This window comes from Citrobacter sp. CFNIH10 (assembly GCF_002934585.1).
Classification (GTDB): domain Bacteria; phylum Pseudomonadota; class Gammaproteobacteria; order Enterobacterales; family Enterobacteriaceae; genus Citrobacter_A; species Citrobacter_A amalonaticus.
The window spans coordinates 3,734,833-3,747,012 of sequence record NZ_CP026216.1 but is presented as its reverse complement, the minus strand read 5'-3'; the positions used below and the strand labels follow the sequence as shown (position 1 = coordinate 3,747,012).

The 12,180-nt window shown below is 52.7% G+C and carries 10 protein-coding genes; 7 read left to right on the top strand and 3 right to left on the bottom strand.

The features are described 5' to 3' along the window. Positions 1-45 precede the first annotated feature (45 nt). Positions 46-1,260 carry a starvation-sensing protein RspA gene (gene rspA, locus C2U53_RS21920; protein WP_043000742.1) on the bottom strand — a complete coding sequence of 405 codons (1,215 nt, stop codon included), beginning with the start codon at positions 1,258-1,260 and terminating at the stop codon, positions 46-48. A 269-nt stretch (positions 1,261-1,529) separates the two neighbouring features. Next, a complete protein-coding gene (locus tag C2U53_RS21915) occupies positions 1,530-1,856 on the bottom strand; it encodes a YnfA family protein (protein ID WP_043000743.1) in 327 nt (108 codons plus the stop codon). 152 nt (positions 1,857-2,008) lie between these two features. On the opposite strand from C2U53_RS21915, the gene C2U53_RS21910 reads away from it, so the two are divergent. Together C2U53_RS21910 and speG are read left to right on the top strand one after the other, a co-directional pair. Then, entirely contained in the window at positions 2,009-2,350 is a 342-nt protein-coding gene (locus C2U53_RS21910) for a DUF1283 family protein (protein WP_043000744.1), read from the top strand. 33 nt (positions 2,351-2,383) lie between these two features. Next, the gene (gene speG, locus C2U53_RS21905) at positions 2,384-2,944 is read left to right on the top strand and encodes a spermidine N1-acetyltransferase (RefSeq protein ID WP_043000745.1); all 561 of its coding nucleotides are present in this window, start codon (positions 2,384-2,386) and stop codon (positions 2,942-2,944) included. A 16-nt stretch (positions 2,945-2,960) separates the two neighbouring features. On the opposite strand, the gene C2U53_RS21900 is transcribed toward speG, so the two are convergent. After that, a complete protein-coding gene (locus tag C2U53_RS21900) occupies positions 2,961-3,671 on the bottom strand; it encodes a YnfC family lipoprotein (protein ID WP_043000746.1) in 711 nt (236 codons plus the stop codon). A 601-nt stretch (positions 3,672-4,272) separates the two neighbouring features. Between C2U53_RS21900 and C2U53_RS21895 the strand changes: the two genes are divergently transcribed. The 5 genes from C2U53_RS21895 (at position 4,273) to dmsD (ending at position 11,932) form a co-directional block, all read left to right on the top strand. Continuing rightward, positions 4,273-6,861 carry an autotransporter outer membrane beta-barrel domain-containing protein gene (locus tag C2U53_RS21895; protein ID WP_104446908.1) on the top strand — a complete coding sequence of 863 codons (2,589 nt, stop codon included), beginning with the start codon at positions 4,273-4,275 and terminating at the stop codon, positions 6,859-6,861. Positions 6,862-7,030: 169 nt separating this feature from the next. Beyond that, positions 7,031-7,339 carry a DUF1161 domain-containing protein gene (locus C2U53_RS21890; protein ID WP_080343316.1) on the top strand — a complete coding sequence of 103 codons (309 nt, stop codon included), beginning with the start codon at positions 7,031-7,033 and terminating at the stop codon, positions 7,337-7,339. A 271-nt stretch (positions 7,340-7,610) separates the two neighbouring features. Continuing rightward, positions 7,611-10,046 carry a selenate/tellurate reductase subunit YnfF gene (gene ynfF, locus C2U53_RS21885; protein WP_104446437.1) on the top strand — a complete coding sequence of 812 codons (2,436 nt, stop codon included), beginning with the start codon at positions 7,611-7,613 and terminating at the stop codon, positions 10,044-10,046. A gap of 10 nt (positions 10,047-10,056) precedes the next feature. Beyond that, positions 10,057-10,674 carry a dimethylsulfoxide reductase iron-sulfur subunit DmsB gene (dmsB, locus tag C2U53_RS21880; protein WP_043000749.1) on the top strand — a complete coding sequence of 206 codons (618 nt, stop codon included), beginning with the start codon at positions 10,057-10,059 and terminating at the stop codon, positions 10,672-10,674. Continuing rightward, positions 10,613-11,932, top strand: a complete 1,320-nt coding sequence (gene dmsD, locus C2U53_RS30590; protein WP_371415045.1) for a Tat proofreading chaperone DmsD — start codon at positions 10,613-10,615, stop codon at positions 11,930-11,932. The genes dmsB and dmsD overlap by 62 nt, the downstream gene beginning before the upstream one ends. Positions 11,933-12,180 lie beyond the last annotated feature (248 nt).

Sequence of the window (12,180 nt, the reverse complement as noted above, 5' to 3'; positions counted from 1 at the left end):
CGTTGGTTCAGAGGTGAACAACATCCGTGTCGTATAAATGTTAACTTACCAGTTCCACAAGGTGCCATCTTCAAGCCGGGCAACCGGCAGATAGGCGGGGTCATAGGGATATTTCGCCGCCAGTTTTTCATCGAACTCGATACCCAGTCCCGGCTTCTCGCCCGGATGCATATAGCCGTTGTCAAAGGTCCAGTTGTGCGGGAAGACTTCCAGCATCTGTTCGGAATAGCCCATGTATTCCTGCACGCCAAAGTTCGGTACCCACAGGTCAAAATGCAGCGCAGCGGCCATACAAACCGGAGAAAGATCGGACGGTCCGTGTGAACCGGTACGCACCTGGTAGAGCGAGGCGAAGTCGGCGATGCGACGCATGCCGGTGATCCCCCCTGCATGGGTGATCGTGGTGCGAATATAATCGATGAGCTGTTCTTCAATAAGCTGCTTGCAGTCCCAGATGCTGTTGAAGACTTCACCGACGGCAATCGGGGTCACCGTGTGCTGACGGATCAATCGGAAGCACTCCTGGTTCTCGGCAGGCGTCGGATCTTCCATCCAGAAAAGGCGATAATCTTCAATGCTTTTACCAAAGCGCGCCGCTTCTATGGGCGTCAGGCGGTGGTGCATGTCGTGAAGGAGATGCTCGTTAAAGCCGAACGTATTGCGCACCGCCTCGAACAGTTTCGGCGTGAAATCAAGATACTTTTCCGTCGACCACAGTTGCTCTTCCGGCCACTGTCCTTTCGTGGCGGGTTCATAGGCCTGCCCTTTTCCCTTTGCCATGCCGTAGGTGGTTTTCATACCTGGCACGCCGCACTGAACGCGAATGGCTTTGAAACCCATCTCTTTATGGCGTGCATAGTCTTCCAGCACATCATCCACGGTGTGACCGGTGGTGTGGCAGTAAACCATCACCCCTTCGCGTGATGCGCCGCCAAGCAGTTGATACAGCGGCATGTTGGCGGCTTTCGCTTTGATATCCCATAGCGCCATGTCGACGGCGGAGATAGCAGACATGGTCACCGGGCCACGACGCCAGTACGCGCCTTTATAAAAGAACTGCCAGATATCTTCGATGCGGTGCGCATCCCGACCGATCAACTGTGGGCAAAGATGATCTTTCAGGTAAGACGCGACGGATAACTCACGTCCATTCAGCGTGGCGTCTCCAAGACCGGTGATACCGTCCTCGGTCGTAATCTTCAGTGTGACAAAGTTACGTCCCGGACAGGTGACAAAAACCTCAGCCCCTACAATCTTCATTTTTTCTTCCTGGTTCTGTGTGGTGATGGTGAGAATCTACGCAATACACATACTACCATACAAGTATGAGCGGTTTATTTTTCAATCTTGATCACAAAAAATCACGGGCTATAAAAAGGAGGCTTTTCAGGGAAAACGTCTGGCGGATGCCTGCACAGAGAAACAGCAGACACCTTAATCCATTGAATTTAAATAAGAATAAAGAGGGATTTACGAGAAATGACACATGTCATACGCCAAGAGCATGACACATCTTGCGCAGGTAACGCTTAGCCGCGCCCCCATCCCGCTACGATAATCAGCATTCCGCACAGTGCGATGAGCGCCCCGCTCCAGTCATACAGGCTGAGTTTGACGCCATCGACCACGCGCAGCCAGATCAGTGCGGTACAGACATAAACGCCACCGTACGCGGCATACACCCGACCGCTGGCGGCAGGATGCAGCGTCAGCAGCCAGACGAAAAGCGCCAGCGCAACGCCTGCGGGTAACAACAACCAGACGGTGGCTCCCCGCTTCAGCCAGAGCCAGGGAAGAAAGCAACCGATAATTTCGCAAAGCGCAGTGGCAAAAAAAAGCAGCGTGGTTTTAAGCATCTGAATCGTTCATTGACCTGAGGTTCAGGCATGATACGCCATAATCCTCCGATCTTATCCATAACCTTGCGGCGGGTATGCCCTGCGCAAGGAATGGTGTAGAATTTGCCTGCAAATGATGCTTTTTGCGTCGCTCATAAAAGGAACTTGCCATGAACATTACGCTTCGCAAACGCCTGTGCCTGACGGCAATGCTGCTGCTGGGTGCTGTCGTCTACACCGCGACCGCGCAGGCTGAGACCAGCCGACTGGTGATTGAATCAGGCGATAGCGCCCTGAGCCGTCAACAGGCGGCCATGCAAAAAGAACAGTGGGATGACACGCGCAGTCTGCGTCAGAAAGTGAACAAACGCGCGGAAAAAGAGTGGGATAAAGCGGATGCCGCCTTTGATAACCGCGACAACTGCGAACAGAGTGCCAACCTGAATGCGTACTGGGAACCAAACACCCTGCGCTGTCTGGATCGTCGCACCGGTCGCGTGATTGCCCCTTAATATAACGCGTTAAAAAGACATTAAGGATTAGGTATGACAAGCGCCCTCAGTGTTAAGCTGCGCCCGCTGGAGCGTGAAGATTTACGTTTTGTCCATCAGCTTGACAACAACGCCAGCGTGATGCGCTACTGGTTTGAAGAGCCTTACGAAGCGTTCGTCGAGTTGTCCGATCTCTACGATAAGCACATTCACGATCAAAGTGAACGCCGTTTCGTCGTGGAATGTGATGGCGAAAAAGCGGGCCTGGTCGAACTGGTTGAAATTAACCATGTCCACCGTCGGGCTGAATTTCAGATCATTATTTCCCCGGAATACCAGGGAAAAGGTCTCGCCTCACGGGCCGCTAAACTGGCGATGGACTACGGATTTACCGTACTTAACCTCTATAAGCTGTACCTCATCGTTGATAAAGAGAACGAGAAGGCGATCCACATCTACCGTAAGCTGGGCTTTATGGTCGAAGGCGAGCTGATTCATGAATTCTTTATCAACGGGGAATACCGCAATACGATCCGGATGTGTATCTTCCAGCATCAGTACCTGGCAGAGCATCGCTCGCCGGGATCGACGATGCTAAAACCTACCGCGCAGTAACCGCTGCGCGGTCCTCTCAATAGTAATCGATGGTATTTTTGATCGTGTAGTTGTGCTCGACCGCGGGTTTGACGCTTTCATCAACGATCACCAGCGTACAGTCGGTGGGATTGGCATGACGGTCATAGTCGCAGGTCTGTTTAACGTTCCCCAAAGGGTGATCGTTAAGCAGACTCACCGCCGTGTAATCCAGCTTCTTGCGCGGATCGGTCGAGGGTTTCGCGCTGACGGATAACGTCTGGTCCTTGCTGATCGTGGTCTTGCCGAGCGGATACCCTTCCGCATCATAGCGGTACTGGACTTTCATCTCTTTTCCCGTTGCCGCAACGACAAAACCATTATCATCGGTATCCCAGACGACGCCCGCTGACGGCAGTTCCGCCAACTGACATTTCCCCTGCAAACGCACCTTTTTCTCCAGCGTTTCGGCATCGCGATAATAGTTCGCGTCCAGCACCAGCGCTACAGCGGTATTGTTTTCGAGATCGTGTAACTCAAGCGAGTCAAAACAACCTTCTTCAGACAACGTACCGTTGACGCGCTTCGTCACTTCTCCCTTCTCATTAAGCAACGTCTGGCTGAAATCTTTTACCGGCCCGCGTAAGGGATCAAAGTCAAATTCATTAGAAAAGCTGGCCATTTCCGGCGTAAAGGAGAGCGGCGTTGCGCTGTTGTCACATCCCACCAGCGCAACACCAAGCGACAAAAGAAATATCTGTTTTTTCACAGGTTCCCCAAGAGAAAAAGATGATCTTCAGTCATAGTAGCAAAGACTGTCGTTTACTGTATACCTGCGCGAAAGTGGCATAAACAAGGGTAAATCGTGAGCAGAATTCACGGTTTCCTCTCACGTTAATTGATCAAGATCAAACTAATGTGTATCTGTTATTTACAGTATTCCTAAAAAATACGCCTCGTGGCATTTAAGTAATGATTACCCGTCAAATGACTAGCCGATGAGTCATTCCTTTGACAATGAAAATGACTCATCCTGCCTATCCATTATCTCATTGTATAAGGATAATTATTTGTACAATTCCTATTATTTTAAATAGCCTTAATAAGATATATTACTTGCAAAAAAAAACATATAAGATCTTATATAAGAAAATAAACATTATATTAAATAGATAAAACCTATTAAAGATTCCAATAATTCAAAGATAAAACCATTTCGTTATTTTCAATGATGCAAATAAAATATGCCTTAGATAAACAATATTTATTTACACATATTATATCGCGTTCAACATAAAAGCATTAAGAGATTGTTTTAAAGACGAAATGTTATTTTCAACACCAGGCACTCTCTTATGGAAGAGACAATTATGAAAATTAAATACTTGCACCACCCAAAATCAATGCTCGCAATCGCTGTGGCACTGGCTGTACAAACTGCCGCCGCAGCGAATGTGGATAATATCAATCTGTTAGCTGTTACCCCTCCGACCGGAGGCAACAGTATTGTCCTTGTTAATAATAATGACACACTCACCCTTTCTAACACAGAAAATACTGAGAGTTACTGGAATAACTTCAGTACATTACGTGTTGGAGACGCTAGCGCCGGATCAATGATCATTGACGGGCGGGATATTCTGACAACAACAGGGGCGGAAATTGGCCGTGCGGCAACAGGCTCTGTGACATTAACCAATGGCGCAACCTGGGAACTGAATAATTCGTTAATTCAAATTGGTCTGGAGGGCGGTACCGGCATACTGAATGTACATAACGGTAGCAAAATCACCGGTATTGCTGGATTACGCGTTGGTGAATTTTACGAAACGGGAGAGGGTCTACTTTCCATCGACGGTGCTAATTCATCCGTTGCGACCAACCATATTATCGTTGGGGATCAGAATCACGGTAAATTATTGATTACCAATGGAGGTAAACTCTCAACGACGGAGCACATGAACATTGGCTACGTCGGCAATACGAGTAACACCAGTCGTAATGGCTACGGTGTCGCCCTCGTGGACGGTGAAAACTCACTGCTGGATGTGACGGAAGGTATTTACCTCGGGGGGTTCGCAACAACGCCCAATGACGCCACCGGGATCCTCACCGTCAGCAACGGAGCAACGGTCCGCTCGGATAACTTAATCTGGCTGGCAGTGGGAGAAGGCAGTACCGGCATCCTGAATATTGGCGGCGCAAAGGGCGAAGCACAACAGGCTGCGGGAACACTGGACCTGCCGTGGATCTACCTTGGCAACACCAGCGGTATGAGCACGGCAGAGCTCAACTTTAATCACAACAGCGACGACTTCGTGCTGGCATCACGAATCTACGGTAATGGTGAAGTCAATCATGTTGGGTCCGGTATCACCACGCTCACAGGAGCCAATACCTACAGCGGCAACACGCTTGTCTCCAGAGGTACGCTGCGCGCAGGTGCGGAGAATACGTTTAGCGCCGCGTCAGATTACACCGTCAGCGAAGGCGCCAGTCTGGATCTCAATGGTTATTCGCAAACCCTGAACTCGCTGGATCTGGCAGGTACAGCAACGCTCTCCTCCCCATCACAAGCCAGAGCGGCCTTTACGCCGACCACGTTAACCATCGCGGGCAACTACGCGGGTAACAACGGTCTGCTGGCCTTGCGTACCGTACTGGGTGATGACCTTTCCGCGACTGATAAAATGATTGTCCGTGGTGACACCAGTGGCACTACACGTGTCAGCGTCACCAACGCTGGCGGCGGCGGTTCGCAGACGGTAGAAGGCATCCCCATTGTGGAAGTCGAGGGTGCTTCTAACGGGACCTTCGTCAAAGAAGGTCGTATCGTCGCGGGTGCTTACGATTACAACATCATTAAAAAGAACAACCAGAACTGGCATCTGACCAGCGAGGCGATTCCGACTCCGTTACCGCCAGATGAACCCGCGCCAGCCTCACCGGAAACGCCAGAGCAGCCTATTCCCCAGCCTGGTGAACACCAGTATCGCCCGGAAACCGGCAGCTATCTGGCGAACACCCTTGCGGCCAACACGCTGTTCACGACGCGTCTGCACGATCGTCTGGGTGAAACCCAGTACACTGACGTCTTTACCGGCGAGCAGAAGGTTACCAGCCTGTGGATGCGTCATGTCGGTGGGCATAACCGCTTCAAAGACAGTTCCGGGCAGATCAGCACCCAGAGTAACCGCTACGTGATGCAACTGGGCGGTGATATCGCACAATGGAGCACCGACGGTCTGGATCGCTGGCATCTGGGTCTGATGGCCGGTTACGCCAACAGCAAGAGCCGCAGCCACTCCAGCCTGACCGGATACACCTCTCGCGGGGAAATCAGCGGCTACAGCGCCGGTCTGTACGGCACCTGGTATGCCAACGACGCCGATAAAACCGGTGCGTATGTCGATGGCTGGCTGCTCTATAACTGGTTTGATAACACCGTGTCCGGACAGGGTCTGGCGTCTGAAAAGTATGACTCGGACGGCATCACCGCCTCTGTCGAAACAGGCTACACCTGGAAACTGGCCGAATTCAGCGAGCGTAATGCGCTGTACATCCAGCCTAAAGCGCAAATCACCTGGATGGACGTGCAGGCTGATACGCACGTTGAGAAAAACGGCACCCGGGTGGTGGATAAAACCGACGGCAACCTGCAAACGCGTCTTGGCGTCAAAGCCTATCTGCAAGGCCATAACGCCATGGATGACGGCAAAGACCGCACCTTCCAGCCGTTCGTCGAAGTCAACTGGATCCACAACACGCAGAATTACAGCGTGCAGATGGACGACATCAGCAACGACGTGAAAGGCAGCCGCAATATCGGTGAGCTGAAAGCCGGTGTTGAAGGCCAACTGACGAAGAACGTCACCCTGTGGGGTAACGTTGCCCAACAGATTGGTGATAACGGATACAAAGATACGCAAGGTATGCTGGGGCTGAAATACAGCTTCTAATCCCTTCCCCCATGGCGACATGGAGATTTATCACAAACCCTGACCTTGTCAGGGTTTGTGTTTTTAGGGAGCAAAGCGATCTTTCAGATTCATCAACAGGTTGGCGGCCATGACAAATGCTTACACTCGCAATGCTATGCTTATTATGAGCATCTCAACAATGGAGCTGATGATGAAATTATCCCGAGGACTACTGACAGGCATTCTGCTGACCGCCTCCCCGCTGGTTTTTGCCGCCCCTGACTCCTGCGAACGCGTCAAGAGTGATATTGAGCAGCGCATCATCAATAACGGCGTGCCGGAGGCCAACTTCACCCTGAGCATTGTGCCAAACGATCAGGCTGACCAACCGGATTCACAGGTTGTCGGACACTGCGCCAACGACACCCATAAAATTCTCTACACCCGAACCAGCAGTGGTAATGCCCCTGCCAGCACCACGCCTTCTCAGGAAGGCGCCAACGCCGAACCCCAGTAATTCCGCCTGTTTTTTCCCCTCCGGCAACGGAGGGTTCCCCTCACTTTGATATGGATTAATAACCCCTACCCATTAAGGGGTAAAATTCATTTCTGTTTAGCATGTCTCTGATATCGATATAGAAAATATTATACAGCGATCTGTTTTGAAGGTGCGGCATCTGCACAACGCCCTCCACACCACGTTGATTAAAACAGAAAAAATGCGAATGGCTGTTCCCCGGACAAGGAAGCAACCAGGCCAGTTTTTGACATTAGCAAAGTGAGCAACCATGAAAATCACCACGCCTGAGGCCCTCATGAAGGCCAATATCAGCCGCCGTAGTCTGGTGAAATCATCCGCTATTGGCAGCCTTGCGCTTGCCAGTAGTGCTTTCACCCTTCCTTTCACCCGTATCGCCCGCGCCGCCGACGGCATGACGCCAGCGCCGGTCGAAGAAAAAGCGGTCTGGAGTTCCTGTACCGTCAACTGCGGAAGTCGCTGCCTGCTGCGTCTGCATGTTAAAGATGACACCGTTTACTGGGTTGAATCTGACACTACCGGCAACGATGAGTACGGAAACCACCAGGTTCGCGCCTGTCTGCGCGGTCGCTCAATACGTCGCCGCATGAACCATCCGGACCGTTTGAAATATCCAATGAAACGTGTTGGTAAACGCGGCGAAGGGAAATTTGAGCGTATCTCCTGGGATGAAGCGCTGGATACCATCGGCGACAACCTGAAGCGGATCCTGAAAGCGTATGGCAATGAGGCGGTTCACGTACTGTACGGCACCGGCGTCGACGGCGGCAACATTACCAACTCCAACGTCCCTTACCGTCTGATGAACTCCTGTGGTGGCTATCTTAGCCGTTATGGCAGTTACAGTACCGCGCAAATCAGCGCCGCCATGAGCTACATGTTTGGCAGTAACGATGGCAACAGCCCGGATGACATTGCCAACACGAAACTGGTGGTGATGTTTGGCAACAACCCAGCGGAAACCCGCATGAGTGGCGGCGGCGTCACTTATTATGTTGAACAGGCTCGCGAACGTTCAAATGCGCGAATGATAGTGATCGATCCACGCTATAACGACACCGCCGCCGGACGTGAAGACGAATGGCTGCCCATCCGCCCCGGTACGGATGGCGCACTGGCGGCTGCGATTGCCTGGGTGCTGATTACGGAAGATCTGGTCGATAAACCGTTCCTCGACAAATATTGCGTCGGCTACGATGAAACCACCCTGCCTGCCGACGCGCCGCGTAACGCGCATTACAAGGCCTATATCCTCGGTGAAGGCCCGGACGGCGTTGCCAAAACCCCGGAATGGGCTTCTCATATCACCAGTATTCCGGCGGATAAAATCATTCAACTGGCACGTGAAATTGGTTCGGCGAAGCCGGCCTATATTTGCCAGGGCTGGGGACCTCAGCGTCACTCCAACGGCGAGCAAACCGCGCGGGCGATCGCCATGCTGTCGGTGCTCACCGGTAACGTCGGTATCAACGGCGGCAACTCAGGCGTCCGTGAAGGCACCTGGGATCTCGGTGTGGAATGGTTTTCGATGCTTGATAACCCGGTGAAAACGCAAATCTCCGTCTTCACCTGGACCGACGCTATCGATCACGGCACCGAAATGACCGCCACACGCGACGGCGTGCGTGGTAAAGACAAGCTGGATGTTCCTATCAAATTCATGTGGTGTTACGCCAGTAATACGCTGATTAACCAGCATGGCAATATCGCCCACACTCATGACGTGCTACAGGACGACAGCAAGTGCGAAATGATTGTCGGCATCGAACATTTCATGACGGCATCGGCGAAGTACTGCGACATTCTGCTACCGGATTTAATGCCGACCGAGCAGGAAGACCTGATTTCTCACGAATCCGCCGGCAACATGGGCTATGTGATCCTCGGTCAGCCCGCGACTTCAGCGAAGTTTGAAAGAAAACCGATCTACTGGATGCTCAGTGAAATCGCCCGCCGACTCGGCCCGGACGTCTACCAGACATTCACTGAAGGACGCTCGCAGCATGAATGGGTGAAATACCTGCATGCGAAGACCAAAGAACGCAATCCAGAAATGCCGGATTACGAAGAGATGAAGCAAACCGGTATCTTCAAGAAAAAATGCCCGGAAGAACATTACGTCGCCTTCCGTGCCTTCCGTGAAGACCCCAGTGCTAACCCGCTGAAAACGCCGTCAGGGAAAATTGAAATTTACTCTGCGCGACTGGCCACTATCGCCAATACCTGGGAACTGAAACAGGATGAGATAATCCATCCTTTGCCCGCCTATGCACCCGGTTTTGACGGCTGGGACGATCCGATCCGCAAAACGTACCCGCTGCAGCTCACCGGATTCCATTACAAGGCGCGCACTCACTCCAGTTACGGCAACATTGATGTCCTGCAACAAGCTTGCCCACAGGAGATCTGGATTAACCCGATCGATGCCAGTGCGCGTGGGATTCAACACGGCGACACCGTCCGGGTGTTTAACAATAACGGTCAGATGCTGATCCCTGCCAAAGTGACCCCACGCATTCTGCCCGGCGTCACGGCCATCGGTCAGGGTGCGTGGCTCAAAGCCGACATGTTTGGTGATCAAATAGACCACGGCGGCTCCATTAACATCCTGACGTCGCACCGCCCTTCGCCGCTCGCCAAAGGCAATCCTTCGCACAGTAATCTTGTTCAGGTTGAAAAGGTCTAAGGAGTAACCGATGACAACTCAGTATGGATTTTTTATTGATTCCAGCCGTTGCACCGGGTGCAAAACCTGCGAACTGGCCTGCAAGGACTACAAGGATTTAACCCCGGACGTCAGCTTCCGTCGCATTTATGAATATGCGGGCGGAGACTGGCAGGAAGACAACGGCGTTTGGCACCAGAACGTGTTTGCCTATTATCTCTCTATTGCCTGTAACCACTGTGAAGATCCGGCCTGTACCAAGGTCTGCCCGAGCGGGGCGATGCACAAACGGGAAGACGGCTTTGTGGTGGTGGATGAAGATGTCTGCATCGGCTGTCGTTATTGCCATATGGCCTGTCCGTACGGCGCGCCGCAGTACAACGCGGCAAAAGGTCACATGACCAAATGCGACGGCTGTCATGACCGGGTGGCGGAAGGCAAGAAACCGATCTGTGTCGAGTCTTGTCCGCTGCGTGCGCTGGATTTCGGTCCTGTCGACGAACTGCGTCAGAAACACGGCGATCTGGCGGCGGTTGCTCCGCTGCCTGGCGCGCACTTTACGAAGCCAAGTATTGTGATCAAACCGAATGCCAACAGCCGTCCTACCGGGGATACCACCGGTTATCTGGCGAATCCGAAGGAGGTGTAAAATGGGAAGTGGATGGCATGAATGGCCGCTGGTGTTGTTTACCGTACTCGGCCAGTGCGTCGTAGGTGCGCTGATTGTCAGTGGACTTGGCTGGTTGGCAATGAAAGACGATGCCGCCGCCCGGCAACGTCTGGTTCGCAGCATGTTTTTCCTCTGGCTGGTGATGGGGCTGGGATTCCTGGCGTCAATCATGCACCTGGGGTCGCCGATGCGGGCATTCAACTCCCTCAATCGCATTGGCGCATCCGGGTTGAGCAATGAAATTGCCGCAGGCTCCGTCTTTTTCGCCGTGGGTGGAATCTGGTGGCTGGTCGCCGTTCTGGGTAAAATGCCGCTCGCGCTGGGGAAATTCTGGCTGCTGGTCAGCATGGTACTGGGGATCGTCTTCGTCTGGGCGATGACCCGCGTTTACCTGATTGATACCGTGCCGACCTGGTATACTGGCTATACGACGCTGGCGTTCTTCTTGACGGCGTTGCTCAGCGGCCCGCTGTTCGCAGCATTGCTGCTGCGGGCGTCCCGCGTCACCTTTAATGGTACCCTGTTTGCCAGTATCAGCGTGCTGGCCTTGCTGGTCAGCGTGGCGGTCATCGTCCTGCAGGGAATGTCGCTGGCGACCATTCACAGTTCGGTTCAGCAGGCTTCCGCGCTGGTGCCGGATTACGCCTCTCTGCAGGTATGGCGCGTGGTGCTGGGGGCGCTGTTTTACTACGCCCCCGACAGCGCCGAAGCCGCGCCTCTGGTGTCTGCGTTAACCGCTGATGACTGGCAGACACAATGGCCGCTGGCAGCGGAAACCCTGTCCCCGCTGGCAACGGACTTTACACGCGTCAGCGATGAGTCACTTCCCGAGGCATTCCAGCGCCTGTTCGTGGGACCCTACGCGTTACCGTCGCCGCCCTGGGGATCGGTCTGGCTAGATCGTGAAAATGTCCTGTTTGGCGAATCGACGCTGGCCCTGCGTCAGTGGATGCGCGACAACGGTATTCACGTCGAGACAGAGCAGAACGAACCCGAAGATCATTTCGGCTCGTTGTTACTGATGACGGCGTGGCTGGCGGAAAGTGGCCGACACAGCGAATGCGAACAACTGCTGGCGTGGCATCTGTTCCCCTGGTCATTCCGCTTTCTCGACGTGTTCATTGAGAACGCCGGACATCCTTTTTATCAGGCGCTTGGTGAACTGGCCCGCCATACTCTGGCACAGTGGCAGTCTCAGTTATTGATGCCGATCGCGGAAAAAACGCTGTTCCGCTAACGTTTATAAGGCAGGTTTTTCCTGCCTTTTCTGAGACCTGCATTATTTTTAATTGTTACAGTGTCACTTTTCATCAGCGTTTTTAAGACAATTCTTTACATACCCTGCTTATCCTTTACGGCATAAGGCCAAATCGCGTTTGGCGATTAATCGTCTGCGTATCTAATTCACCTTCCCGCTGGAATCCTTCCCACCCTGTTGCTATAGCTCAAAACACCCTGCCAAACCATGGCATAACAACATGCGAC